The organism is Pseudomonas sp. NFPP24 (assembly GCF_900112095.1).
GTDB lineage: Bacteria > Pseudomonadota > Gammaproteobacteria > Pseudomonadales > Pseudomonadaceae > Aquipseudomonas > Aquipseudomonas extremorientalis.
Genome location: NZ_FOKD01000018.1, coordinates 41,698 through 67,531 on the forward strand (window position 1 = coordinate 41,698; position 25,834 = coordinate 67,531).

26 protein-coding genes and 1 pseudogene are annotated in these 25,834 nt (G+C 61.3%); 17 read left to right on the forward strand and 10 right to left on the reverse strand.

Features of this window, described 5'->3' with window-relative positions; all coding sequences use genetic code 11:
* The first annotated feature begins 1 nt into the window (after nucleotide 1).
* The 10 genes and pseudogenes from BM026_RS27360 to BM026_RS27405 all read left to right on the forward strand — a co-directional run bounded on the left by BM026_RS27360 (nucleotide 2) and on the right by BM026_RS27405 (nucleotide 13,469).
* Complete coding sequence (locus BM026_RS27360; RefSeq protein WP_093530751.1) at nucleotides 2-1,399, forward strand: NarK family nitrate/nitrite MFS transporter; 1,398 nt, start codon at nucleotides 2-4, stop codon at nucleotides 1,397-1,399.
* A gap of 57 nt (nucleotides 1,400-1,456) precedes the next feature.
* Entirely contained in the window at nucleotides 1,457-5,230 is a 3,774-nt protein-coding gene (locus BM026_RS27365; RefSeq protein WP_093512638.1) for a nitrate reductase subunit alpha, read from the forward strand.
* 1 nt (nucleotide 5,231) lies between these two features.
* Entirely contained in the window at nucleotides 5,232-6,770 is a 1,539-nt protein-coding gene (narH, locus tag BM026_RS27370) for a nitrate reductase subunit beta (protein ID WP_092245433.1), read from the forward strand.
* A gap of 3 nt (nucleotides 6,771-6,773) precedes the next feature.
* Complete coding sequence (gene narJ / locus BM026_RS27375) at nucleotides 6,774-7,529, forward strand: nitrate reductase molybdenum cofactor assembly chaperone (RefSeq protein WP_092245436.1); 756 nt, start codon at nucleotides 6,774-6,776, stop codon at nucleotides 7,527-7,529.
* Entirely contained in the window at nucleotides 7,522-8,202 is a 681-nt protein-coding gene (gene narI / locus BM026_RS27380; RefSeq protein ID WP_093123456.1) for a respiratory nitrate reductase subunit gamma, read from the forward strand. The genes narJ and narI overlap by 8 nt, the downstream gene beginning before the upstream one ends.
* 10 nt (nucleotides 8,203-8,212) lie before the next feature.
* Entirely contained in the window at nucleotides 8,213-9,028 is an 816-nt protein-coding gene (locus tag BM026_RS27385) for a peptidylprolyl isomerase (protein ID WP_092245442.1), read from the forward strand.
* A 1-nt stretch (nucleotide 9,029) separates the two neighbouring features.
* On the forward strand, nucleotides 9,030-10,016 hold the full coding sequence (gene moaA / locus BM026_RS27390) for a GTP 3',8-cyclase MoaA (protein ID WP_093123450.1): 987 nt from the start codon (nucleotides 9,030-9,032) through the stop codon (nucleotides 10,014-10,016).
* Between the two features lie 565 nt (nucleotides 10,017-10,581).
* Nucleotides 10,582-12,590 (forward strand): annotated as a pseudogene (locus BM026_RS27395) (ribonucleoside triphosphate reductase).
* Between the two features lie 31 nt (nucleotides 12,591-12,621).
* Entirely contained in the window at nucleotides 12,622-12,777 is a 156-nt protein-coding gene (nrdD, locus tag BM026_RS27400; RefSeq protein WP_093123442.1) for an anaerobic ribonucleoside-triphosphate reductase, read from the forward strand.
* Entirely contained in the window at nucleotides 12,774-13,469 is a 696-nt protein-coding gene (locus BM026_RS27405) for an anaerobic ribonucleoside-triphosphate reductase activating protein (RefSeq protein WP_092245454.1), read from the forward strand. The genes nrdD and BM026_RS27405 overlap by 4 nt, the downstream gene beginning before the upstream one ends.
* A 194-nt stretch (nucleotides 13,470-13,663) precedes the next feature.
* Here the strand turns inward: BM026_RS27405 and BM026_RS27410 are convergent, their stop codons facing one another.
* The 4 genes from BM026_RS27410 to BM026_RS27425 are packed head-to-tail and all read right to left on the reverse strand — an operon-like array spanning nucleotide 13,664 to nucleotide 16,709.
* A complete protein-coding gene (locus tag BM026_RS27410; RefSeq protein WP_092245456.1) occupies nucleotides 13,664-15,010 on the reverse strand; it encodes a 4Fe-4S binding protein in 1,347 nt (448 codons plus the stop codon).
* On the reverse strand, nucleotides 15,007-15,846 hold the full coding sequence (locus tag BM026_RS27415; protein ID WP_093530755.1) for an FTR1 family iron permease: 840 nt from the start codon (nucleotides 15,844-15,846) through the stop codon (nucleotides 15,007-15,009). The genes BM026_RS27410 and BM026_RS27415 overlap by 4 nt, the downstream gene beginning before the upstream one ends.
* Nucleotides 15,847-15,855: 9 nt before the next feature.
* Nucleotides 15,856-16,179 carry a cupredoxin domain-containing protein gene (locus tag BM026_RS27420; protein ID WP_093512626.1) on the reverse strand — a complete coding sequence of 108 codons (324 nt, stop codon included), beginning with the start codon at nucleotides 16,177-16,179 and terminating at the stop codon, nucleotides 15,856-15,858.
* A complete protein-coding gene (locus tag BM026_RS27425; protein WP_092245465.1) occupies nucleotides 16,179-16,709 on the reverse strand; it encodes an iron transporter in 531 nt (176 codons plus the stop codon). The genes BM026_RS27420 and BM026_RS27425 overlap by 1 nt, the downstream gene beginning before the upstream one ends.
* 179 nt (nucleotides 16,710-16,888) lie before the next feature.
* Here BM026_RS27425 and BM026_RS27430 point away from each other — a divergent pair, with 179 nt between their 5' ends.
* The gene (locus BM026_RS27430; RefSeq protein ID WP_093123420.1) at nucleotides 16,889-17,119 is read left to right on the forward strand and encodes a DUF3079 domain-containing protein; all 231 of its coding nucleotides are present in this window, start codon (nucleotides 16,889-16,891) and stop codon (nucleotides 17,117-17,119) included.
* Nucleotides 17,120-17,127: 8 nt separating this feature from the next.
* Here the strand turns inward: BM026_RS27430 and BM026_RS27435 are convergent, their stop codons facing one another.
* Nucleotides 17,128-17,604 (reverse strand): hemerythrin domain-containing protein, encoded by a 477-nt coding sequence (locus BM026_RS27435; RefSeq protein ID WP_092245471.1) that lies wholly within the window; start codon nucleotides 17,602-17,604, stop codon nucleotides 17,128-17,130.
* 266 nt (nucleotides 17,605-17,870) lie between these two features.
* On the opposite strand from BM026_RS27435, the gene BM026_RS27440 reads away from it, so the two are divergent.
* Entirely contained in the window at nucleotides 17,871-18,077 is a 207-nt protein-coding gene (locus BM026_RS27440; RefSeq protein WP_071491707.1) for a PLDc N-terminal domain-containing protein, read from the forward strand.
* Between the two features lie 61 nt (nucleotides 18,078-18,138).
* Here the strand turns inward: BM026_RS27440 and BM026_RS27445 are convergent, their stop codons facing one another.
* On the reverse strand, nucleotides 18,139-18,699 hold the full coding sequence (locus BM026_RS27445) for a type 1 glutamine amidotransferase domain-containing protein (RefSeq protein ID WP_093530757.1): 561 nt from the start codon (nucleotides 18,697-18,699) through the stop codon (nucleotides 18,139-18,141).
* Between the two features lie 193 nt (nucleotides 18,700-18,892).
* Here BM026_RS27445 and BM026_RS27450 point away from each other — a divergent pair, with 193 nt between their 5' ends.
* From BM026_RS27450 to BM026_RS27460, 3 genes are read left to right on the forward strand one after another with little or no spacing between them, the layout of a single operon-like run.
* On the forward strand, nucleotides 18,893-19,105 hold the full coding sequence (locus BM026_RS27450; protein WP_093530759.1) for a hypothetical protein: 213 nt from the start codon (nucleotides 18,893-18,895) through the stop codon (nucleotides 19,103-19,105).
* 2 nt (nucleotides 19,106-19,107) lie between these two features.
* Nucleotides 19,108-19,539, forward strand: coding sequence for a DNA methylase (locus BM026_RS27455; RefSeq protein ID WP_093530761.1), 432 nt, complete (start codon nucleotides 19,108-19,110; stop codon nucleotides 19,537-19,539).
* Nucleotides 19,536-20,273 carry a DUF72 domain-containing protein gene (locus BM026_RS27460; RefSeq protein WP_093530763.1) on the forward strand — a complete coding sequence of 246 codons (738 nt, stop codon included), beginning with the start codon at nucleotides 19,536-19,538 and terminating at the stop codon, nucleotides 20,271-20,273. Before BM026_RS27455 ends, BM026_RS27460 begins: the two co-directional genes overlap by 4 nt.
* Here the strand turns inward: BM026_RS27460 and BM026_RS27465 are convergent.
* Nucleotides 20,238-21,023: a DeoR/GlpR family DNA-binding transcription regulator gene (locus tag BM026_RS27465; RefSeq protein WP_093530765.1), complete on the reverse strand. Its 786-nt coding sequence runs from the start codon at nucleotides 21,021-21,023 to the stop codon at nucleotides 20,238-20,240. The two genes, BM026_RS27460 and BM026_RS27465, sit on opposite strands and share 36 nt — an antisense overlap.
* 121 nt (nucleotides 21,024-21,144) lie before the next feature.
* Between BM026_RS27465 and BM026_RS27470 the strand changes: the two genes are divergently transcribed.
* Complete coding sequence (locus BM026_RS27470; protein WP_092245482.1) at nucleotides 21,145-22,305, forward strand: alpha-hydroxy acid oxidase; 1,161 nt, start codon at nucleotides 21,145-21,147, stop codon at nucleotides 22,303-22,305.
* 192 nt (nucleotides 22,306-22,497) lie between these two features.
* Here the strand turns inward: BM026_RS27470 and BM026_RS27475 are convergent, their stop codons facing one another.
* Complete coding sequence (locus BM026_RS27475) at nucleotides 22,498-23,424, reverse strand: alpha/beta hydrolase (protein WP_092245485.1); 927 nt, start codon at nucleotides 23,422-23,424, stop codon at nucleotides 22,498-22,500.
* Nucleotides 23,425-23,669: 245 nt separating this feature from the next.
* Between BM026_RS27475 and BM026_RS27480 the strand changes: the two genes are divergently transcribed.
* Nucleotides 23,670-24,257 carry an NUDIX domain-containing protein gene (locus tag BM026_RS27480; protein ID WP_071491699.1) on the forward strand — a complete coding sequence of 196 codons (588 nt, stop codon included), beginning with the start codon at nucleotides 23,670-23,672 and terminating at the stop codon, nucleotides 24,255-24,257.
* A gap of 216 nt (nucleotides 24,258-24,473) precedes the next feature.
* Here BM026_RS27480 and BM026_RS27485 read toward each other — a convergent pair whose 3' ends face one another.
* Nucleotides 24,474-24,890 carry a hypothetical protein gene (locus BM026_RS27485; RefSeq protein WP_256575562.1) on the reverse strand — a complete coding sequence of 139 codons (417 nt, stop codon included), beginning with the start codon at nucleotides 24,888-24,890 and terminating at the stop codon, nucleotides 24,474-24,476.
* Nucleotides 24,890-25,834 (reverse strand): RHS repeat domain-containing protein (locus BM026_RS27490; RefSeq protein ID WP_175507983.1); only part of this gene is annotated, 945 nt, incomplete at its 5' end. The genes BM026_RS27490 and BM026_RS27485, both read right to left, overlap by 1 nt.

A 25,834-nucleotide genomic window follows, 5' to 3' on the forward strand; every position in this document is an offset into this window, starting at 1 on the left:
CATGTCCATTGCGCAAAAGCCCACCTCGGGCCCGGTGATCCATGACTGGCGCCCCGAAGACCCGGCGTTCTGGGGCGCCAGCGGCAAGAAGACCGCCACCCGCAACCTGTGGATCTCGATCCCCGCGCTGTTGCTGGCCTTTGCCGTGTGGATGGTGTGGAGCACGGTGATCGTGCGCCTCAACGCCATCGGCTTCAGCTTCAGCACCGACCAGCTGTTCTGGCTGGCGGCACTGCCGGGCCTCTCTGGCGCGACGTTGCGGGTGTTCTACTCGTTCATGGTGCCGATCTTCGGCGGGCGCCGCTGGACCGCCCTGAGTACCGCGTCGTTGCTGCTGCCGTCGCTGTGGATGGGCTTCGCGGTGCAGGACCCCGACACGCCGTACAGCGTGTTCGTATTGATCGCGTTGCTCTGCGGTTTCGGCGGCGGCAACTTCGCTTCGAGCATGTCCAACATCAGCTTTTTCTACCCCAAGGCGCAGCAGGGCACCGCCCTCGGTTTGAACGCCGGCCTGGGTAACCTGGGCGTGTCGGTGATGCAGTTCTGCGTGCCGCTGGTGATCACCTTCGGGGTGTTCGGCCTGATGGGCGGGCAACCGCAAACCCTGGCCGACGGCAGCCAGCTGTGGTTGCAGAACGCCGGTTTCATCTGGGTGCCGTTCATCCTCACCGTCACCGTGGCCGCGTGGTTCGGCATGAATGATCTGTCCAGCGCCCGCGCGTCGTTCAGCGACCAGGCGGTGATCTTCAAACGCAAGCACAACTGGCTGATGTGTTGGTTGTACCTCGCGACCTTCGGTTCATTCATCGGTTTTTCGGCGGCGTTCCCGCTGCTGATCAAGACCTCGTTTCCCGAGGTGGTCGCGCTGAAATTCGCCTTCCTCGGCCCGTTGGTGGGCGCGTTGGTACGCCCGCTCGGCGGCTGGCTGGCAGACAAATTGGGCGGTGCGCGGGTGACCCTGTGGAATTTCGTGCTGATGATCGTGATGGTGTTCGGCGTGCTGCACTTTCTGCCGCAGAACGGGCAGGGCGGCAGCTTCTACGGCTTTCTCGGCCTGTTCATGCTGTTGTTCATCACCACCGGCATCGGCAACGGCTCCACCTTCCGCATGATCCCGGTGATCTTCCGCACCGTTCACGAGAAGGCCAGTGCCGGCAGACCCGCTGCGGTGCGTGAACAGGCCCTGAAGGACGCCGGCAAGGAATCTGCTGCGGTGCTGGGGTTCAGCTCGGCCATGGGCGCGTTCGGCGCGTTCTTTATCCCTAAATCCTTCGGCAGTTCCATGGCCGCCACCGGCAGCCCGGCCATGGCCTTCTACATGTTTGTCGGTTTCTACCTGAGCTGCATCGTCGTGACCTGGTGGTGGTACGCCCGCAAGGGCTGCGCCACACCCTGCTAGTCCGACCTGAATTCGCGGGGCAACGCACCCCACGGCACGCCTGATGAGGAAAGCACCATGAGTCACTTACTGGATCAACTGCGGTTCTTCAACCGCAAGCAAGACGAGTTCTCCGAGGGGCACGGCGAGACCCGCAAGGAGTCCCGCGACTGGGAAAACGTCTACCGTTCGCGCTGGCAGTACGACAAGATCGTGCGCTCCACCCACGGGGTGAACTGCACCGGCTCCTGCTCGTGGAAGATCTACGTGAAGAACGGCCTGATCACCTGGGAAACCCAGCAGACCGACTACCCGCGCACCCGCAACGACCTGCCCAACCACGAACCCCGTGGCTGCCCGCGTGGCGCCAGCTACAGCTGGTACATCTACAGCGCCAACCGGCTCAAGTACCCGAAGATCCGCAAGCCGTTGCTCAAACTGTGGCGTGAAGCGCGCCTGACCATGGCTCCGGTGGAGGCCTGGGCGAGCATTGTCGAGGACAAGGCCAAGGCCGAGTCGTACAAGAGCAAGCGCGGCATGGGCGGTTTCATTCGCTCCAACTGGGAGGAGGTCAACGAGATCATCGCTGCCTCCAACGTCTACACCATCAAGCAATACGGGCCGGACCGCATCGTCGGCTTCTCGCCGATCCCGGCCATGTCCATGGTCAGCTACGCCGCCGGCTCGCGTTACCTGTCGCTGCTGGGCGGGGTGTGCCTGAGTTTCTATGACTGGTACTGCGACCTGCCACCGGCCTCGCCGATGGTGTGGGGCGAGCAGACCGACGTGCCGGAATCGGCCGACTGGTACAACTCCAACTACATCATTGCCTGGGGTTCCAACGTCCCGCAGACCCGTACGCCGGACGCGCATTTCTTCACCGAGGTGCGCTACAAGGGCACCAAGACCGTGGCCATCACCCCAGACTATTCGGAAGTGGCCAAGCTCACCGACCTGTGGCTCAACCCCAAGCAGGGTACCGACGCGGCGTTGGCCCAGGCCTTCAATCATGTGATCTTCAAAGAGTTCCATCTCGACCACCCGAGTACCTATTTCACCGACTACGCCAAGCGCTTCACCGACCTGCCGGTGCTGGTGATGCTCAAACCCATGACCGGGTTTGCCCCCGGCGCCGGCTTCCAGCCCGACCGCTTCCTGCGCGCCTCGGACCTCACCGGCAACCTGGGCCAGGACAACAACCCGGAATGGAAAACCATCGCCCTCGATGAGAGCGGTGAGCTGGTGTCGCCACAAGGTTCCATCGGCTACCGCTGGGGCGAGAAGGGCAAGTGGAACATTCTCGCCAAAGAGGGCGGCGAAGGCCGTGCCATCGACCTCAAGCTCAGCCTGATCGGCGCAGACGTGGCCGAAGTCGGCTTCCCGTACTTTGCCGGTGAAGCCCACGAACACTTCCAGCACGTGGCCGGTGACGCGGTGCAGTTCCGCCGCGTGCCGGTGCTCAACGTGACGTTGGCCGATGGCAGCGTGGCCAAGGTCGCCACGGTGTTCGACCTGTCGGCGGCCAACCTGGCCATCGACCGTGGCCTGGGCGGCAGCAACGTGGCCCGGGACTACGACGACGCCAGCGTACCGGGCACCCCGGCCTGGCAGGAAGCGATCACCGGCGTCAGCCGCGAGAAAGCCATCCAGATCGCCCGTGAGTTCGCCGACAACGCCGACAAGACCAAGGGGCGCTCAATGATCATCGTCGGCGCGGCGATGAACCACTGGTACCACATGGACATGAACTACCGCGGGCTGATCAACATGCTCATGCTCTGCGGTTGCGTCGGCCAGACCGGGGGCGGCTGGGCCCACTATGTCGGCCAGGAAAAACTGCGCCCGCAATGCGGCTGGTTGCCCCTGGCGTTCGGCCTGGACTGGAGCCGCCCGCCACGCCAGATGAACGGCACCAGCTTCTTCTACGGCCACAGCTCGCAGTGGCGCCACGAAAAAATGAACATGCACGACGTGTTGTCGCCGATGGCGGACAAGTCGCAGTTCCCCACCCATGCACTGGACTACAACATCCGCGCCGAACGCGCCGGCTGGTTGCCCAGCGCGCCGCAACTGAACACCAACCCGCTGCATATCTGCCGGGACGCGGCCGCCGCCGGCATGGAGCCCAAAGACTACGTCATCAAGGCCTGGCAGGACGGCACCTTGCGCTTTGCCTGCGAGCAACCGGACAGCCCGGTGAACTTCCCGCGCAACATGTTCATCTGGCGTTCCAACCTGCTCGGTTCGTCGGGCAAGGGCCATGAGTACATGCTCAAGTACCTGCTCGGCACCAAGAACGGCGTGATGAACGAAGACATTGGCTTTGGCGGCGAAAGCAAGCCCACCGAAGCCGAATGGGTCGACGACGGCGCCATCGGCAAGCTCGACCTGGTGACCACCCTGGACTTCCGCATGTCGTCCACCTGTGTGTACTCCGACATCGTCTTGCCGACCGCCACCTGGTACGAAAAAGACGACATGAACACCTCGGACATGCACCCGTTCATCCACCCGTTGTCGGCAGCCATCGACCCGGCGTGGGAGTCGCGTTCCGACTGGGAAATCTACAAGGGCATTGCCAAGGCGTTCTCGGCCATGGCGGTCGGGCACCTGGGCGTCGAGCAGGACCTGGTGACCGTGCCGCTGATGCACGACAGCGTCGGCGAACTGGCCCAGCCGTTCGGTGGCACCGACTGGAAAAGCGCCGGTGTGGCGCCTGTACCCGGCAAGAACGCGCCGAACATGGCGGTGGTGGAGCGTGACTACCCGAACATCTACAAGAAATTCACCTCCCTTGGGCCCTTGCTGGAAAAACTCGGCAACGGCGGCAAGGGCATCAACTGGAACACCGATGACGAGGTGGCCTTCCTCGGCGAGCTGAACCATCACGAAGGCGACGCGGGCATCAGCCATGGCCGGCCGAAGATCGATACCGCCATCGATGCGGCCGAGGTGATCCTGTCCCTGGCCCCGGAAACCAACGGCCATGTGGCGGTCAAGGCCTGGGCGGCGCTGTCGGCCTTCACCGGCATCGACCACAGCCACCTGGCGCTGCCCAAGGCGCATGAGGCGATCCGCTTCCGCGACATCCAGGCGCAGCCGCGCAAGATCATCTCCAGCCCCACCTGGTCGGGCCTGGAAGACGACCACGTGAGCTACAACGCCGGCTACACCAACGTCCACGAAAACATCCCATGGCGCACCATCACCGGCCGCCAGCAGTTCTACCAGGACCACCCGTGGATGCAGGCGTTCGGCGAACAACTGATGAGCTACCGGCCACCGGTCAACACCCGCACCATCGAAGGGGTGAAGGGCAAGCGCAGCAATGGTGAGACCGAGATCGTGCTGAACTGGATTACCCCGCATCAGAAATGGGGCATCCACAGCACCTACAGCGACAACCTGCTGATGCTCACCCTGAGCCGTGGCGGGCCGATCGTGTGGCTCTCGGAGATCGACGCGAAACGCGCCGGCATCGAGGACAACGACTGGATCGAATGCTTCAACGTCAACGGCGCGCTGACCGCCCGCGCGGTGGTCAGCCAGCGCGTGAAGGAGGGCATGGTGATGATGTACCACGCCCAGGAACGCATCGTGAACGTGCCCGGTTCGGAGACCACCAAGACCCGTGGCGGCCATCACAACTCGGTGACCCGCGTGGTGCTCAAGCCGACCCACATGATCGGCGGCTACGCCCAGCAGGCCTACGGCTTCAACTATTACGGCACGGTCGGTTGCAACCGCGACGAGTTCGTCGTGGTGCGCAAGATGGCCAAGGTCGACTGGCTCGACGGTGCCACCGGCGATGACTTGCCGCGCCCCTTGCCGACCGATATCGAGGAGAACTGAGATGAAGATTCGCTCACAGATCGGCATGGTGCTGAACCTGGACAAATGCATCGGCTGCCACACCTGCTCGATCACTTGCAAGAACGTGTGGACCAGCCGCGAAGGCATGGAGTACGCCTGGTTCAACAACGTCGAATCCAAGCCCGGCATCGGCTACCCCAAGGAGTGGGAAAACCAGGACAAATGGAAGGGCGGCTGGGTGCGCAACGCCAACGGCAGCATCAACCCGCGTATCGGCGGCAAGTTCCGCGTGCTGGCGAATATCTTCGCCAACCCGGACCTACCGAGCCTGGACGACTACTACGAGCCGTTCGACTTCGATTACCAGCACCTGCACACCGCGCCGTTGGGCGAGCACCAACCGACCGCGCGGCCGCGCTCGGTGGTGTCGGGCAAGCGCATGCAGAAAATCGAGTGGGGCCCGAACTGGGAGGAAATCCTCGGCACCGAGTTCGCCAAGCGCCGCAAGGACAAGAACTTCGACCAGATCCAGGCCGATATCTACGGCGAGTACGAAAACACCTTCATGATGTACCTGCCGCGCCTGTGCGAGCACTGCCTCAACCCGGCGTGCGCGGCGTCGTGCCCCAGTGGTGCGATCTACAAGCGTGAAGAAGACGGCATCGTGCTGATCGACCAGGAAAAATGCCGCGGCTGGCGTATGTGCATCAGCGGTTGCCCGTACAAGAAAATCTACTTCAACTGGAAGAGCGGCAAGTCCGAGAAATGCATCTTCTGCTACCCGCGAATTGAGGCCGGCATGCCCACCGTGTGTGCGGAAACCTGCGTCGGGCGCATCCGCTACCTCGGCGTTCTGCTCTACGACGCCGACCGCATCAGCGAAGTGGCGAGCACGGCCAGCGAGCACGACCTGTATGAAAAGCAACTGGAGATCTTCCTCGACCCGAATGACCCGGCGGTGATCCGCCAGGCCCTGGCCGATGGCGTGCCGCAGTCGGTGATCGACTCGGCGCAGCGTTCCCCCGTGTACAAAATGGCCGTGGACTGGAAGCTCGCACTGCCGCTGCACCCGGAATACCGCACCTTGCCGATGGTCTGGTACGTGCCGCCGCTGTCGCCGATCCAGAACGCTGCCGCTGCTGGCACCGTGGGCATGAACGGGGTGATTCCGGACGTGGACAGCCTGCGCATTCCGCTGCGCTACCTGGCCAACATGCTCACCGCCGGCGATGAGAAACCGGTCAAGCGTGCCCTCAAACGCCTGCTGGCGATGCGGGCTTTCAAGCGCTCGCAGCAGGTGGACGGCGTGCAGGACCTGCAAGTGCTCGAAGACGTGGGCCTGAGCGTGCCGCAGGTGGAAGAGATGTACCGCTACCTGGCGATTGCCAACTACGAAGACCGCTTTGTGGTGCCGAGCGCGCACCGTGAGGACGCCATGAGCGACGCCTTCGCCGAACGCTCCGGTTGCGGCTTCAGCTTTGGCAGCGGTTGCAGCGGCAGTTCCGACACCAACATGTTCGGTGCCAGGAAAGCCAACCGTCGCGACGTGCTGAAAACCGTCCAGATCTGGGAGGACTGAGCCATGCGCATTCTTAAAGTGATTTCGTTGCTGCTGGACTATCCCACCGAGGCCCTGGTGAATGGCCGCGATGAACTGGAGCAGGCAATTATCGAGTCGCGGGAAATCAGCCCCAAGCAACGCGGCGCGTTGTTCGAGCTGTTGGAGCTGATCTGCGCCAATGACCTGATGGATGGCCAGGAACACTACGGCGCGTTGTTCGGTCGTGGTCGTTCGCTGTCGCTGCTGCTGTTTGAACACGTGCACGGCGAGTCCCGGGATCGTGGCCAGGCGATGGTCGACATGATGGCCCAGTACGAGGCCGCGGGGTTTGCCATCGGCGTCAAGGAGCTGCCGGACTATATCCCGCTGTACCTGGAGTTCCTCTCCACCCGCGAAGACATCGAAGCCCGCGAAGGCCTGGCGGATGTGGCGCACCTGTTGGCGTTGCTTGCGGCGCGCCTGGAAGAGCGTGAGAGCGCCTACGCCAGTTGCATGCGTGCGCTGTTGCAGATCGCCGGCACCGAGCCGCACCAGGCCGTGGCCGAGGTGCGCGCCCAAGTGGCGGCCGAGCCACGCGACGACTCCCTCGAAGCCCTCGACAAGGTCTGGGAAGAGGAGGCCGTGGACTTTATGCAGGCCGAGCAGCAGGACCGTTGCAGCGCGATGCCAAGCGCACCCGGCAAGGCACGGGAAGAAAGCGCCGTGCCGCTGCATTGGGTGGATTTTCAGCAAGCAGCGCCGGCCGCCATGCCGGCCGGGGAGGTGGGTAATGTCTAAGTGGAATTTGCTGGTATTCGGGGTGTACCCCTATGTGGCCCTGGCGGTCTGTCTGCTGGGCAGTTGGGCGCGGTTCGACCTGTCGCAGTACACCTGGAAGGCCGGCTCCAGCCAGATGCTGAACAACCGTGGCATGCGCGTGGCGAGCAACTTTTTCCATATCGGCGTGCTGTTTGTGCTGGCCGGGCATTTTGTCGGCCTGCTCACACCGGCGTCGGTCTATCACCACGTAATCAGCACTGAAAACAAGCAACTGCTGGCGATGGTCTCCGGCGGATTCTTCGGCCTGCTGTGTCTGGTGGGGTTACTGATGCTGGTCAAGCGTCGCTTGAGCGACCCGCGGGTACGCGCCACATCGAGTGCGTCGGACATCCTGGTCCTGCTGGTGCTGCTCGCGCAGTTACTGCTCGGTTTACTGACCATCGTCGCCTCGACCGGGCACATGGACGGCTCGGTGATGGTGATGCTCGCCGACTGGGCGCAGAACGTGGTGTTGCTGCGGCCGGTGCAGGCGGCGGAATCGATTGCGCCGGTGTCGCTGATCTACAAGGCCCACGTGGCACTGGGCTTGACCCTGTTCGTGCTGTTCCCGTTTACCCGCCTGGTGCACATGGTCAGCGCGCCGATCTGGTACCTGGGGCGGCGCTACCAAATCGTGCGGCAGAAGTCGTGAGGAGCGCGTGATGACCCAGCCTGAATTGATTGCCAGCAGTGAACAGGAATGGCCCATCGTCAGCGTCAACGGCGTGTCGATCACGCCCGAGGCGATGGCCCTGGAGTTGCAATACCACCCGGCCGAAAGCCGCGAAGCAGCGGTGTACCTGGCGGCCCGCGCCCTGGTGATTCGCGAGTTGCTGCAACAGCGCATTGCCGAGCTCGGCCTGACGGTGGACATCGCCCCCGGCGAGAACGAAGAGGAAGCGGCCACGCGCTTGCTGCTGGAGCGTGAAATCAGCGTGCCGCAGTGCGACGAAGCGACATGCCGGCATTACTTTGAGAGCAATCGCGGGCGCTTCCACAGCGCGCCGTTGCTGGCGGTGCGGCACATCCTGTTCGAGTGCGCGCCAGACGATGCCGAGGCGCGCCAGATGGCCCATGTGCAGGCGCAAATCCTGTTGCTGAGCCTGGCACAGACCCCCGGCGGTTTCGCCGAGCTGGCGCTGAAGTATTCGGCGTGCCCCTCCAAGGCCCAGGGCGGTTCGCTGGGCCAGATCAGCAAGGGCCAGACCGTGCCTGAACTGGAGCGCCAGCTGTTCACCCTGGCACCGGGCCTGGCCGACAAACCGTTGGAAAGCCGCTATGGCTGGCATGTGATCAGCATCGACCAGCGTATCGAAGGGCAGCCGTTGCCTTATGAAGCGGTGGCCGGGGCGATTCGCACCCAGCTGCAACAAGGCGTGTGGCAGAGGGCATTGGTGCAGTACCTGCAAACCCTGATCGGCGCGGCGGACATTCGTGGCCTTGCGCTGCAGGGCGCCGACTCGCCGCTGGTGCAGTGACATGAGCCTGGTGGATGGGCTCGGCCGTACCATCGATTACCTGCGCTTGTCGGTGACCGACCGGTGTGATTTTCGCTGTGTGTACTGCATGGCGAAGACCATGACCTTCCTGCCGCGCCAGCAGGTGTTGAGCCTGGAGGAACTGGAGCGCCTGGCCCGGCTGTTCGTGGGCCAGGGCGTGCGCAAGATCCGCCTGACCGGCGGTGAGCCGCTGATCCGGCCGGGGATTGTCGGGCTGTGCCGCAACATCGCGGCGCTGCCGGGCTTGCGTGAACTGGTGATGACCAGCAACGGCTCGCAACTGGCGCGATTGGCGCGCCCCCTGGTGGACGCAGGGGTCAAGCGCATGAACATCAGCCTCGACAGCCTGGACCCCGAGCGGTTTCGGGCGATCACCCGCAACGGTGACCTGCGCCAGGTACTGGACGGTATCGAGGCGGCGCGGGATGCGGGGTTCGAGCGGGTCAAGCTCAATTGCGTGGTGATGAAAGGGCGCAATTTCGACGAGGTGCCGGGGTTGGTGCGGTATGCGATCAAGCACGGGATCGATATCAGTTTTATCGAGGAAATGCCCTTGGGGGATGTGGGGCGTTCGCGCGGGGAGACGTTCTGTGCCAGTGATGACGTGCGTGGGGTGATTGCCCGTGAGCATGTGTTGCTCGACAGCACCGAGAGCAGCGGTGGGCCGGCCAGGTATGTGCGGTTGGTGGGGCATCCGCGGACGCGGATCGGGTTTATTTCGCCTAATTCGCAGAGTTTTTGCGGCAGTTGCAATCGGGTGCGGATGACGGTGGAGGGGCGGTTGTTGTTGTGTCTGGGGCAGGAGGATGCGCTGGACCTGCGTGGGTTGCTCAGGCGCTATCCCTTGGAGGATGGGCCGTTGGTTGAGGCGTTGCATCGGGCATTGCGGGGGAAGCCTTTGGGGCATGATTTTACGGGGGCGGGGGAGGTGCAGGTGGTGAGGTTTATGAGCGTGAGTGGGGGGTGATCGTGGGTTGTTTGGTCGTCGTGTACATATCCGTTTCTTCGGTCACGGCGGCTTATGGTTCCGCCGCAATGGGCCATCCATGGCCCAGTGCGGCTAACCCGGCGTCCTGCCGGGTTACCCACGGATTCAAGCCTGCGTTCGGCCAGCGTGTTTGACGGGGCGATCCCAGATCAAAAGCAAGAGCGCGGCGGCCTTAGAGCCGACCGGATTGTATGGCCGGTACTCGGTCAAAGTGTGGGAGGGGGCTTGCCCCCTCCCACAGTTTGATCTCCATACATCAGTTAGATATCCGCCTGCTTTTGATCTGGCTTTTGATTTTGATCTTAGGCGGCCCCCCAAATCACTGTCGAATTACGGGTACACCGAGCCTAAGCGAGGTGCCGAGTGTTAGGGCAAGAGCGTTTTGCTTACTTTTGCGCTTTTCAAAAGTGAGCCGCCGTTACCGAAGAAACGGATATGCCTCCGATCTGAAAAACCTTGACCCCGATCAAGGGCACCCAAGGCCAATCTTCGTAATATCACCGCATATTGTGTTTAAAGACTAAAAAATACCTATATGTAGTGTTTGGAGCCTCCCCAATGCAAACCACGCTCACCCCCCTGGCCAGCACCCGCCTGCACAAACGCGACGGCACGCTCGTCCCCTTCGACGCCGAAAAAATCCGCCAGGCCCTGATCGCCGCCGGCACCGCCACCGGCGAATACCAGCCCCCCGACGTCGACCTGCTGCTGGGCGCCGTTCTGGCCCGCCTGAGGGGCATCGACCAACTGGACGTCGAACAAATCCAGGACAGTGTCGAACGCGTGTTGATGGACGCCGGCTACTTCCTGTCGATGCGCGCCTACATCGTCTACCGCGAACAACACGGCCGCCTGCGCCGCGACCGCAAGACCCTGGTGGAAGTCGCCACCTCCATGAACGAATACCTCGACCGCGAAGACTGGCGCGTGCAGGCCAATGCCAACCAGGGCTACTCCCTCGGTGGACTGGTGCTGAATGTGGCGGGCAAGGTCACCGCCAATTACTGGCTGGATGAGGTCTACAGCGAGCAGATCGGCCGTGCGCACCGCGAAGCCGACCTGCATATCCATGACCTGGACATGCTCGCCGGTTACTGCGCCGGCTGGTCCCTGCGTTCGTTGTTGCACGAAGGCCTCAATGGCGTGCCGGGGCGTGTGGAGGCCGGGCCGCCCAAGCACTTGAGCAGCGCGCTCGGGCAGATGGTCAACTTCCTCGGCACCCTGCAGAACGAATGGGCCGGTGCACAGGCGTTCAGTTCCTTCGACACCTACCTGGCGCCCTATGTGCGCAAGGATCAACTGAGCTATCCGCAAGTGCGCCAGGCGGTGCAGGAGTTCATCTACAACCTCAACGTGCCGTCACGCTGGGGCACCCAGACGCCGTTTACCAACCTGACGTTCGACTGGGTTTGCCCCGAAGATCTGCGTGAACAGGTGCCGGTGATCGGCGGCGAGGAAATGCCGTTTGCCTATGGCGACCTGCAAGCCGAAATGGCGTTGATCAACCGCGCCTACATCGAAGTGATGCAGGCCGGGGATGCCAAGGGCCGGGTGTTCACCTTCCCGATCCCGACCTACAACATCACTCATGATTTTCCCTGGGACAGCGACAACGCCGATCGCCTGTTCGAGATGACCGCACGTTACGGCCTGCCGTACTTCCAGAACTTCCTCAATTCAGACATGCAGCCCAACCAGGTGCGCTCGATGTGCTGTCGCCTGCAACTGGACGTGCGCGAATTGCTCAAGCGTGGCGGCGGGCTGTTTGGCTCGGCGGAGCAGACCGGCAGCCTGGGGGTGGTGACCATCAACTGCGCGCGCCTGGGCTACCTGTTCAAGGGTGACCCCTCGGGCTTGCTGCAACGCCTGGACAGCCTGATGGACATGGCCATGGAGAGCCTGGAGGTCAAGCGCAAGGTGATCCAGCATCACATGGACGCCGGTCTCTACCCCTACACCAAGCGCTACCTGGGCACGCTGCGCAACCACTTCTCCACCATCGGCCTCAATGGCATGCACGAGATGCTGCGCAATTTCAGCGGCGATGAACAGGGCATGCACACCGAGCAGGGCCGCGCCTTTGCGCTCAAGTTGCTCGACCATGTGCGCGCCACCTTGCTGCGCTTCCAGGAGGACACCGGCCATCTCTACAACCTGGAGGCGACGCCGGCCGAAGGCACCACCTATCGCTTCGCCAAGGAAGACCGCAAGCGCTACCCCGACATCCTGCAGGCGGGCAGCGATGTCGCGCCGTACTACACCAACTCGTCGCAACTGCCGGTGGGCTTTACCCAGGACCCGTTCGAAGCCCTGGAACTGCAAGACGAACTGCAATGCAAATACACCGGCGGCACCGTGTTGCACCTGTACATGGCCGAGCAGATTTCCTCGACCCAGGCCTGCAAGCAGTTGGTGCGCAAGGCGCTGGGGCGCTTCCGCCTGCCGTACCTCACGGTGACGCCGACGTTTTCGATCTGCCCGGTGCATGGCTATCTGGCCGGTGAACACGAGTTCTGCCCCAAGTGCGATGAAGTGCTGGCAGCCGCTCGTTAAACCAAGCTTTTCAACCCCAAGGAGATTCACCATGCAAGTATCCCAGCCACAACGTCAGCGCTGCGAAGTCTGGACCCGGGTGATGGGTTATCACCGGCCGGTGTCGGCGTTCAACCCCGGCAAGCAGTCCGAGCACAAGGAGCGCGTGCACTTCACCGAAACAGCTGCGGCGGCCGGGCGTCAATGAGCCGAGCGCTACGGGTCGGGGGCCTGGTGCCCCTGACCACCCTCGACTACCCCGGCATGCTCGCCTGCGTGCTGTTCTGCCAGGGCTGTGCCTGGCGTTGCCGTTATTGCCATAACCCGGACCTGATCCCGCCGCGCGCCAGCACGCAAGTGGATTGGCGCCGGGTGCTGCTGTTTCTGCAACGGCGCCGGGACCTGCTCGATGCCGTGGTGTTCAGCGGCGGCGAGCCGACCTTGCAGGAAGGCTTGCCGGCGGCGATGGATGAAGTGCGGGCGATGGGTTTTCACATCGGCTTGCACAGCGCGGGGATCAAACCGGCAGGGTTTGCCAATGCGTTGCGTCATGCCGACTGGGTCGGGTTCGACGTGAAGGCCCTGGCCGAAGACTGCCAGTCGATCACCCAGGTCAAGGGCAGCGGCGCCGCCAACTGGCGCAGCCTCGACACTTTGCTCGCCAGTGGCGTGGACTATGAATGCCGCACCACGGTGCATTGGCACTTGATCGACCCACCCCGGTTGTTGCTGCTGGCCCAGCGTCTGCAAGCCACCGGTGTGCAGCGCTTCGCCGTGCAAATGGTGCGCACCGTCAGCATGCTCGACCGGCAATTGCCGAGTGCGCCGGCACAGGCCGCGTTACCCGAGCTGTGGGGCCGTTTGCGCGAGTTGTTTCCCGCGTTTGTCTTGCGCGGGTGATCACCCTACGCCTTGCACGACCTGGCTGGCCCTCAGCCACGCACCGCAGCAGTGCGCGGGTTGGCAAATGTGGGAGGGGGGCTTGCCCCCGATGACGCAGTATCAGTGACAGATGGACTGGCTGACCCACTGCCATCGGGGGCAAGCCCCTTCCCACAGTTTCAATCCTGGCAGGTTCTGATATAGCGCTTGCTTCAGTGAGCCCAGCCCCAGAACTGCAGCCACCAGCCATAGCCGATCAACCCGGTACTCATCAGCATGCATAGGAACGCCCGTCCGCGAGGCAGTCCCTCGAGTCGTTGCCACGCCAACCACAGGCACCAGCCGATCGCCGCCATCAAGATCCCCGCTCGCAGCGGTTGCACCCACGCCAATACCAAGCCTTCATACCGCAACAGCTTCACCGTGGTCGCCGACAACCCCAGGAACAATCCTGCGCCCGCCAGGGGCGTCAACGTCAATGCCAGGGGCCGAAACATTGCGCCATCACTCGCCCAGCGCGCAGCCAGGTGCAACAACAGCCAGCACCCGCCGCCCACCACCAGCGAACTGGCGGCCAGATACAGCACGATGCACGCCCCATCCAGCCAACTGAAACTGTCATTGAGTTGCGGATAATGGGTGAGCAACCACCAGGGGGCGTTGTCTTGCAGCGGCCATAGCCAGTCGCGGCTCACCATCCACTCGGCCAGGTGTTGCTTGAGGGCGATGAACCAGGGGCTCAGCGTCCACTGAAACGCGCCCATGGCCAGGCCGATCACGCCGAACAGCAGCAGGCGTACGTCCCAGGCCGAACCGTGTTGCAACGGAGCCTGCAGAATTTCCTGGTTGCATGAGCGGGCGATCAATTGCACCGCGCCGCGTTGCCCGCTGCAGCGGCCGCAGGCGTGGCATTCGCTGGCGCCTTGCAGGCGACGGATGTCCAGCAGCGGCGCGCAGTTGGGCAACGGCAGGCGCGGCGCGGCGTTGGCCTTCCAGCGTTGTTCATCCACGGCGAAGTACACCGGCGCCAGGCGGGCGAGCAGGGCGAAGACGCCGCTGACCGGGCACAGGTAGCGGCACCAGACGCGTTTGCCGCGCACGAACAGCAGGCCCACCACAACCGCCGCGAGAGTCGAGCCACCGAGGATCAGCAGCGCGGCCGGGGCGTAGTCGTACACGCTGATCAACTGGCCATAGAGCGTGGTCAAGCAAAAACCCAGGGTCGGCCAGCCGCCCCAGCGTAGCCAGCGCGGAATGCCCAGGCCGCGTCCGTGCTGGCTGGCCCATTCGCTCAAGGCACCTTCCGGGCAGAGCACGCCGCACCACAGGCGCCCGAACAGCACCATCGACAGCAACACGAAGGGCCACCAGAGGCCCCAGAAGATGAATTGTGCAAGCAGCGTGAGGTTGTTGAGCAGGCGCGCCTGGCTGTCCGGCAGGGGCAGCAGCGTCGGCAACACCAGCAGCACGGCGTACACCAGCACCACCATCCATTGCACGATTCGGATCAGCCGCCCATGGCGGCGCATGCCATCGCCCAGTCGCTGTAGCCAGCTCATGCGGCTTGCCGTGACCGGCGCAGGCCGTTACCCACCAGCAGCCAATAGCCGAGCAACACCATTACCGTGATCAGGCTGGGCGCGGCACGGTAGCCGGCGAAGTCTGCCAGCAACGCGCCCAGGCCATGGCTGTCACTGAGCAGCAGGCTGCTGTCCCAGCGGCTGTCGCCAAAGGCCGAGTAGACCCAGTCGGGCATGTCCATCGCCAACAGTTGCCCACTGATGCGGTCCACCGCAGACACCAGCAAAGCGCCGCCCAGCAGCAACAGCAAGGCTTCGCTGACGGCAAAAAAACGTGCCCAGGAAATAAAGCGTCGGCTGCTGCGCAACAGCACCACGCTCAGCCCGGCCAGCACCAGCCCCAGCACGCCACCGACGGCGAACAGGCCCAGAGCTTCGTCGTGCAGACGGGCACCGGCGCCATACAAAAACACCACGGTCTCGCTGCCTTCGCGGCTCACTGCCAGCAGGGCCAGCAGCAACACGCCCCAACCGCCGTGCCGGGCCAGGTGCTGGTCGGCTTCATTGACCAGCCGGTGTTTGAGCATGGGCGCATGGCGATGCATCCAGAACACCATCTGCACCATCAGGCCGCTGGCGGCCAGGGTCAGCGCCGCTTGCAGCCATTCACCCTCGGGGCCGGTCATGGTTTCGCCAGCCCACAGCATCAACCCCGCCAGCCCGGCGGAACCGAGCAGGCCCAGCAGGATGCCGGCCCAGAGGTAGCGGGCCAGGCGTGAGCGACCGGCCTGGCAGCTGATCCAGGCCTGCAGAATGCCGATCACCAGCAGCGCCTCGACGCTTTCGCGCCACACAATAAACATCGATGTGTTCATCAACAGCTCCTATTCGGCGCGGATGCTGCCTTGGGGCAGTTGGGGGTTGAATTCGTCGAAGAACGGATAGGTGCCTGGCTTCAGAGGATGGATCACCACAAAGGTGGTCACCCCAGGGGACAAGACTTTCTCCACCCGCAACGGTGTGCTCTCGAATTCGGCCGGGCCTTGGCCGAGGTTCTTGAGTACGATCTTGAAACGCTCGCCGGCCTTGACCGCCAACTGGGGCGGCGTGAAGCGGCCGTCTTGCAGAGTCAGCTCATAGCTGGGCAAAGGCGCCGCCAAGGCTGCACCGTTCAGCGAAAAAACGCCGAGCAGCAGGGCGCGGCGCATCAATAGCCGCCTTTCTTGCCGATGCCGGCATAGACGAATTCGTAATGCACTTCGCAGCGTTCGAACCAAGGGGCGACGCCGGTTTCCTTGTCGGTGTGACGGCCCAGGGAGGGGTGGCCGGAAGGAGGGGTGACGGTGAAGGTCAGGCTGTACTTGCCCGGCCCTTGCAGTTTGACGTTGTCGCCATAGTGCGGGCCGTCATTGGCGACCATGGCGTGGAAGTCACCGTTGATGGGCGGCGTGTCACCTTGTTTTTTCAGCGCGAAGGACAGGTTCAGGTAAGGCACGAAACTGCCTTCCTGAAAGCCTTGGGCGTTGTCTGCCGTGGCGCGCACATCGGCTTCCAGGTGCACGTCGGAATCGGCGGTGGCGCGCATCATGCCGGCGGGGGCCATCTCGATCGGTTGCAGGTACACCGCACCGATTTCCAGCCCCGGGCAGTGTTGCGGTTCGCCGATCGGGTACTCCTTGGCGGACACCGCGAAGGTGGTCATCAACAGGAGAATGGGCAGCAGGGATGAGGTACGCATGAGGGCTTCCTGACGGGAAAGGGGAGAGGGCCCGAGTCTAGGAAGGTCTGCCGTGAATAATAATGATTCTTGTCAAATTTGCAGGATATTTCATGATTGCCCGGCTTGATCCGTGTCAAGGCCGGGTTGGTATCGTGGCATTAGACTTGACCTACAGTTCACCGGTAGGAAGCTGCTTCATGGCCAAGCCATTTCCGCTGCATCCCAAACACCCTGAACGCATCTGCTGGGGGTGTGACCGCTATTGCGGCGCCTCTGACCTGGCCTGCGGCAACGGTGCCGATCGCACCATGCATCCGGCCGAAATGCTCGGTGATGACTGGTACGAACAGGGCGATTGGGGATTGGCGCCCGAACCTTCGCCAGCACCCTGCACCGAAGCCCCGGCACTACCCGTGAGGCTTCGGTGAAACATGCTTCAGGCTGCCAGGGTCTTGGTTGCCTGCTGCTTTTTATGCGCTGTTTTCATCGCTTCCATCTCGGCGCCCAGTTCTTCAAGTTGTGCTTTCCCGAGTAATTTTCTCGCTTGAGGAAACATCTCGCTTTCCTCCTCTTCGATATGGTGTTCCAACAGCTCCTTGACCACTTTGACGCGGCCGGAAAACTCTGTTGTCGAAGGTTCGGTCTGCTTCAGGTCGGGCAGTACCAGGGCGTCGACGGTACGGTGCTCTTCCTTGGCCTCGTGGTACATGATGTCTTGTTCCTTGCCGCCGGCTTTTCTGAACGCCGGGTACAGGATTTCTTCCTCCAGCTTGGTGTGCAGGCTGATTTCCGCTTCCAGCTTGGCCAGCAGTTCAGTGCGTTTCTTGACCCCGCGTTCGGTGGATTCACTCAGTTGAGTCAACAGGGCTTTGACGCGTTCGTGGTCGGCTTTGAGCAGGTCAATCGCATTCATGGGTGACACCTCACGGGAAACTCAGGGCGTGTCGAAATGCACGCCTCGTCCAGTGCAGGAGTGCATCAGGTGTACCAACCTGAGATTTTTGAAATACCTCTACAAATTCAATGACCTACAGCGAGTGCGTGACGGTGCTGTTCGTGCAGGTTGCATGGTTGGCCCTGTGGCGCATTGCATTCCACCACGGCGCAAGGTTCGCGCAAATTTAAATGAACCCTCACGGCCGATGCTTGACCTAACGCATACGACCTAGGAGGTGAAGCATGGAAATTCAATATATCTGGATTGGGCTGGCGGTGATTCTGTTGCTGCTGGAGTTGTGGGCGATCAATATCGTGTTGCGCAGCACGGGGGGCTGGGAGTCCAAAGGATTATGGCTGGTGGTGCTGATTTTTGTGCCGCTGTTGGGGCTGATCGCCTGGGCGATGTTCGGGCCGAAACGGGAAATGCCGGAGCATCGTAAAAGCTGAGGCATCAGCCCATAAAAAACAGGCGCCTCGACGGCGCCTGTTTTCGTTCAGCGCTCGGGCATCAGCTTGCCACAGCCCTTGCAATTGCCTCATTGAATGCCGGCAGATCGTCCGGCGTACGCGAAGTAATCAGGGTCCAGCCGTTGGCCTTGCATTCCTTGACCTCGGCATCGACCCAGCCGGCGGCACCGGCGTTTTCCAGGTCAGTACGCACGCTCTTGTAGGAGGTCAGGGTCTTGCCCTTGATCACGCCTGCGTCAATCAGTGCCCAGGGCCCGTGACAAATCGCCGCTACGGTTTTACCCGCCTGCACGAATTCGTTGATCAGCTTCAACGCGGCCGCATCCTGGCGAAGCGTGTCCGCATTGACGGTGCCGCCGGGAATGACCAGTGCATCGAAATCAGCACCGGAGAGCTCGGACAGTTTTGCAGCGGATTCCACCGTCTGGTCTTTCTCGGTGTCGCCGACGAAGGTCTGTGTGGTGCCGCCCTTGCTGGAGGCGTGGGTCACCGTCGCGCCATGCCCGCGCAGTGCTTCCAACGGTTTGAGCAGTTCATCGCGCTCAATGCCGGTATTGGAGGTGATAACCAGAATATTCTTGCCGTTTAGGTGTGAACTCATGATCGAGTGTCTCCTGATGGGGAATGGGATCTGAGAGAGTTGATCCAGCGCGGGCGACAAAGGTTTAAATTAATTTGCGCTTATTTTCCGGGCGGTTGGCGCGGGCAATTTCCTTGAACTATCCACATCGGCAGGCCTCTGCTGCTTAAGCGCCCGTCATTTTCACGGGCCTTCAATTGACTGGAGACTCACCATGAATGCCGATAAAACCCCAGCACCCATCAGCTCTGAAGAAGCCCAGCGGGGCACCGACAAGGCTGACAAGGGCCAGACTCTGGAACGCCCGAATCCCGAGACCGAAACCGTCGATAAAGTAGTGACGCCCACCGAGATCAAGGACATCGAGCGTCAGACCGATGCCATCAATGAACAGGCCGCCAAGGCCGAGCGCAAACTGGGCCACTGAACATGGCCCGCGCCATCAGCGCGTCGGAGTTGGGCATTGAACTCAAGCCCGGCGACGACCACAGTCTGTTCAAGTGGTTTATCGCCAGCTTCCTGATGGGCAAGCGTATCCAGGCACCGATTGCCGCGCAGGCCTATAAGGTGATTGTCGAGGAAGAAGGCCGTGACACTGCGCGCAAGCTGCAGCACTGCACATCGCGTGAATTGGTGGCCATGCTGGGACGCGCGCATTACGTGCGCTATGACGAAACCACCGCGCAACGCTTGCTCGACCTCAGCGCCAGGTTGAACGCCGAATACGCAGGCAAGATCACCCATATGCGCAGTGTCAGCGAAAGCCGTAAGGCCTTCGAAAAACGCCTTGGGGAATTCGACGGGGTGGGCCCCAAGACCATCGAGATTTTCATGCGCGATGCTGCCAAGGTGCTGTTTTGACTGCAGCTCCCTATGTGGGCTGTGCTGGCTGGAGTTTGCCGCGTGAATACTGGCCGAGGTTTACTGTTGAAGGCACGCATTTGCAGCGCTACGCTTCGTGCTTCAATGCGGTGGAAATCAACAGCTCCTTCTATCGTCCGCACCTGGCGAAGACGTATGCACGCTGGGCGGATTCGGTACCCTCAGGCTTCCGTTTCTCGGTCAAAGTGCCCAAGCGCCTCACTCATGAGCTGCGCCTGCAAGGCTGTGAGGCTGCACTGGATGAGTTTCTTGGGCAATGCCTGCAACTGGGCGAAAAGCTGGGTTGCCTGTTGGTGCAATTACCGCCTTCGTTGCATTACGAACCGCTCGTTGCCAGCGCATTCTTCGCGGCGTTGCGCCAACGTTTCATGGGCCACGTAGTGCTTGAGCCACGTCATGGGAGTTGGCTTGCGGCTGAGGAGATGTTGCGCCACCTGCAGGTCGGGCGAGTGGCGGCCGACCCGCCGCTTATTGCGTCGGGAGACACACCGGCCGGTTGGCAGGGCGTGCGTTATTGGCGCCTGCACGGGACGCCGCGCATTTATCACAGCGCCTATGGACCTGAACGGGTCCAGGCCTATGCCCGTTTGGTCAGCGCGTCCGTGGAGGATGGCGTGCCCACCTGGTGCATCTTCGACAACACGGCCAGCGGCCTGGCAACCTCCGATGCGCTGTGCCTACTCGACCTCTACCCGCAGCACTTCCACACCTAGCTGTTCATACGCTTGCACATTCGGCACGTGCCATTCGGTAATCAACGTGTGTATGCGGCTGCACGGTGCCACCACAAACGGCTCCACGGCGCCGATCTTGTCGGCCATGGTCACCGCCACCACATGGGACGCACTGTCGAGCAAGGCTTGCTTGACCGCGACCTCGTCAAAATGCAGCGAACTGATACCGACTTGCGGATGCAGCGCGCACACGCCGGTAAACAGCAGGTCGGCCTTGATGCTCTGGATCAACCGCACGGTTTCATGGCCGCTGGTGGACAGCATCGCCGGGTTGAGTTGGCCGCCGGTGAGGATCACTTTTACATCGGGATGGTCCGCCAGGGCGATGGCGATCATCGGCGAGGTGGTGACCACTGTCAGGCGGATCGAGTGCGGCAAGGACTGAGCGATCTGCAGGGTGGTGGAGCCGGAATCGAACAGCACGATCTGGCCATCCTCGACCCGTTCGGCGGCCAGGCGGGCGAGGTGGCGCTTGGCGTCGTTGGTTTCGCCCACTCGGGTGAAAAAATCCTTGCCGGTGTCTTTGGGTCGGGGCAGGGCGCCGCCGTGCACGCGTTGCAGCAGGCCGGCAGCGGCGAGCTCGCCAAGGTCGCGGCGGATGGTGTCCTGGGACACGGCGAAGTGCTCCACCAGCTCCGAGGCGGTGACTTTGCCGTCGCGTTCCAGCAGCAACAAAATCTTCTGTTTGCGCAAAGAAGGCAGGTCGATGGCTTGATGGGTGCTGTGCATGGTTTTGCGTCTTTTTGCGGGTTTGTGCGAGATTAGTCGTCTCATGCCGTAAACGCAATGGCTGGTTGTGCGGGCGATGGGCGGTTACTCTCAGCATTCAGTCCAGGGAGAGGTGACCTAGATGTCGTTGATCACAACCATCGAAGATTTACGCAAGCTCGCGCAAAAACGTGTGCCACGGATGTTCTACGACTATGCCGATTCCGGCTCCTGGACTGAGAGCACCTACCGCGCCAACGAAAGCGACTTTGCCCGCATCAAGTTCCGCCAGCGGGTGGCGCGCAATATCGACGAGCGCTCGATCCGCGCCAGCATGATCGGCCAGGACATGGCCATGCCCGTCGCGCTGGCGCCGACCGGTTTGGCCGGCATGCAGCATGCCGATGGCGAGATTCTCACCGCCCGCGCTGCCGCTGCATTTGGCCTGCGCTACACCTTGTCGACCATGAGCATCTGTTCGCTGGAAGACATCGCCGAGCACGTCGGCCAGCCGTTCTGGTTCCAGTTGTACGTCATGCGCGACCGCGCCTTTATCGAGCAGTTGATCGAGCGCGCCAAGGCCGCCGGCGTGGATGCATTGGTGCTGACCCTCGACTTGCAGATCCTCGGGCAACGCCACAAGGACTTGATCAATGGCCTGTCCGCGCCGCCCAAGCTGACCCTGCCGAATATCCTCGACATGGCCACCAAACCGCGTTGGGTGATGGGCATGCTTGGCACTAAACGACGCGGCTTCGGCAATATCGTCGGGCATGTTAAAGGCGTGGCCGACATGAGTTCGCTGTCGTCCTGGACCGCCCAGCAATTCGACCCGCGCCTGAGTTGGGACGATGTGGAGTGGATCAAGCAGTGCTGGGGTGGCAAGTTGATTATCAAGGGCATTCTTGATGTAGAAGATGCACGCCTGGCCGCAAATGCCGGTGCCGATGCGCTGGTGGTGAGCAACCACGGAGGACGGCAATTGGATGGCGCGCCGTCGAGCATCAGCCAGTTGCCGGCGATTGTGGCAGCGGTGGGGGAGCGCATCGAGGTGTGGCTCGACGGCGGCATTCGCTCCGGCCAGGACGTGCTCAAGGCGGTGGCGTTGGGTGCCAAAGGCACGATGATCGGCCGGCCGCATTTGTATGGCCTGGGGGCGATGGGCGAGGCGGGTGTGACCAAGGCGCTCGAGATTATTGCCCGCGAGTTGGACGTGACGATGGCGCTGTGTGGGTATAACGATATACGCGATGTGAATCGCGAAATTTTGTTGCCGGGGACATTCCCGGAAAACGTTTACTGAGCAAAAAAAGCGTAAAAAAATAAAAAGAGTTGTCCACGAAAACCGTGGGTATCTCTGTGGATAACTTTGCGAAGCCCCGGCAGGGTTGGCGATTTAAGCCAAGATCAATATTTGATCAACTTCGGATTTGGCCCAGCATGGCCTGGGTTTGCGCTTGACAGGCAAGCACGAACCCAGTGCCGAAAAACATTTTTACGAGTCGCCGTTGCGGCCTGTGGAGTGGGTGACAACCTGCGTCGGCATCTTCGCTTGCATCAGTTTGTCCAGCGCCTGGCCATAACTGCGACCGGCCAGGCTCATGCTGTTGTTGTGGCTGGCACCGGGCACCAGTAACAGCCGCTTGGGCTCCCGGGCGGCTTCAAACAACTGCTGGCTGAAGCGCGGCGGTACGTAGCGGTCGTCAAGGCCATGCACCACCAGCAGCGGCATATGGATGTCGGCGATCTTGTCGATGGAGTCGAACTTCTGTGACAGCAACCAACGCACCGGCAGTGAGGTATTCGCCACGGCGGTGGCCACATCCGCCAGCGACGTAAAGGTGGATTCGATGACGAGGCCACGTACCGGCAACGGTGTCTGTTTGCCCAATTCGGCAGCCAGGTCGATGGCTACCGCGCCCCCCAGCGAGTGCCCGTAGATCAGGCGTTTCTGTGGGTCGGGTTGCAGCACCTGGAAGCGTTCCCATGCGATGCGTGCGTCTTCGTACACGGTGGTTTCCGACGGCAGCTCGCCGTGGCTCTTGCCGAAGCCGCGATAGTCGATGGCCAGCACCGAATAACCCAGGGCGTGCAGTTGCTCGATGCGAAACAGCTGCCCGGTGAGGTTCCAGCGCACGCCGTGCAGGTAGAGGATCGCGGGAGCATCTTTCTTGTCCGCCGGGTACCACCAGCCATGGATGTTCTGCCCCGATTTGAAGCTGGCCGGCTTGAGTTCGAATTCCTGCACCGCCTTGGGCAAGCCGCTGTACCAACTGGCGGTGCCTGGCTCGATGCGAAACACCAGTTCGCGTTCCTTGTGTTGCAGCACGGCGCAGCCCACCGGCAGGCCGACGATCAACAGCGCCATGCACAGCAGCGGAAACCAGCGCAGGCTCAGGCGCGAGAAAAAACGTGAGGACATGAAGGTTCCAGGTAAAAGGTCAAGCAGGGGTTTTACCAGATGGCTTGCCCAGGCAGGTATTAATTCGACAGCCGCCCATGGGTGTTTCTTACAAAGTGTTACTGCATTGAACAAGACGTGCAGAGATTGTTAGGGTGGGTGATCGTCACCGGCGACGCATGTGGGTTACATCCTGCGCGCCAGCAATGATCCATTTGCCTGGGATCGCATGAAACAAACACTCGCCCTTTCTTGAGAGTACGACCATGGACACCAGCCCCGTTCGCATCACCGCCGAAGAGACCCTTTCGAAGAACTGGTACCTGCTGAAAAAGTACAGCTTCGACCTGCGCCGCCGCGACGGCAGCTGGCAAACCCAGACCCGCGAGGTGTACGACCGCGGCAATGGCGCGACCATCCTGCTGTACAACCGCGCCCAGCGTACGGTGTTGCTGATTCGCCAGTTCCGCATGCCGACGTTCGTCAACGACTACCATGGTTACCTGATCGAAGCGGCGGCCGGGCTGCTGGATAACGCCAGCCCCGAAGAGCGCATTCGCCTGGAGGCCGAGGAAGAGACCGGCTATCGCGTCGGCCATGTCGAGAAAATCTACGCAGCGTTCATGAGCCCGGGGTCGGTGACCGAGCGGATTCACTTTTTCATGGGGGAGTACCAGCCGGGTGATCGGGTTGGGACTGGCGGTGGCTTGGAAGAGGAGGGCGAAGATATCGAAGTGCTGGAGCTGGGCTTTGAGGAGGCTTTGGCAAGGGTGCAAAACGGCGAGATTGTGGATGGCAAGACCATCATGTTGTTGCAGCATTTGGAGTTGCGGATGCTTAAAGAGGGTTGGTGAACTCCCTTTGTTTGGGTGATCCCGCTTGTTGTGGTTCGCAGCCTTCCTGTGGTGAGCAGGCTTGCCCTGCGTTGGGCTGCGCAGCAGCCCCAAAACAGACAATGCGGGGTTACCTGAAAACACCCATCGCCTGGACTGGGGCCGCTTCGCGGCCCAACGCAGGGCAAGCCTGCTCGCCACAGAGGGTCGGTGTTGCCTTGGAGGGCGGTGTTTGGGTTACCAGGTTGACTGGTCTTCGAGGCTGGCTTTTTGGAGGTCTTCTTTCCAACTGATTTGAGCGAGTTGATATACATCCACTAAAAATTCTCTAGGGTTTTCAAGTTCGTACCATTCTTCTCTTGGCCATGACGCGGCCTCATTTTCATTTATATCGAATAAGCTCTGGAAGTCATAACTTTCATTGTTCAGGCTGCTTTCTAGGGCCTTGATCAAAACATATTTATGTCTGTAAGAAAGGTAGCTTAAATTCAGGGCGTAATTTTTTATGAGGAACTCTCGGTCGGCTCTTTCGTTTGGATTATATTTCTCCAGGTCTAGACCTGGCCCTTGCTCTTGATCATATATATCAAATACACCAATGAACCATTTCAGGCTAGGATCGAACGGCTCATTTAAAAATGGGTTTTTCAACATTATTTCTTCTCGGCTGGAAAGGCGGTAAATGGCCTGGTGTTATTTTTTTTATCAAATTTCACTTCGAACCAGTTTAGGTTTTCATTAAGGGTTGGGCTTTCAACCTGTTTTTTGTTAGGGCGATAGCCTCGTCCTGCTCCGGGTAATTCCAGCTTGAGCATCGGATTTTTATTGTGATCCATTCCGTTGAACGGATCTAGCCCAAGCGATTCACGTGTCAACGCCTTGTTCAATGCGTTGAGTTGCATTTTCCAACCATGAAACTGAGAGCTTAAGTTTCCTTTCGCTCCAGGCTTATGCAATCCGGTGCTCGGGTCTGTTCCATCAATTGCTCTCTGTTTTAGCGCAGTATCGGTGATCTCAGGGCCGTGCTTGGCGACAGTGTGCATGTCATATTTTTCTTCAAGTTCTAACACGCGTCGTTTTGCATTTGCCTCAGTTAGGGCCCCAATTCGTTCGCTTCGATCTTTCCTTGTTAGCCTCGGTAGTGCTGGCTGACTTTCGTTGGCCCTGGCTTTTATAATTGGGTTTTCGACCTCACTGCCGGGCTTGCATTCACCGGCGCCAGGACATGAGCTGAGCCCTAACGGGTCTACCCACCCGGTAGGGTTGGGCACGTACTGGTAGGCATTGATCCCACCCGGCAGCTTCACCGGGTCCGGCGTCAGGTAACGACCAACATCCGGATTGTAGTAGCGATGGCGGTTGTAGTGCAGCCCGCTTTCCTGATCGAAATACTGACCCTGGAAGCGCAACGGGTTGTCGACTTTTCCGATGTCGAGGCGGGTGATTTCCCCGTAGGCACGGTAATGCGCCGACCAGACGATTTCGCCATCCGGGGCGGTGAGTTCTTGCGGGGTGCCCAAGTGGTCGAGCTGGTAGTGGTAGGCCTTGGTTTCCTTGGGGCCGAAGCCTTCCAGCAAGGCTAGCGGACGGAAGCTGTC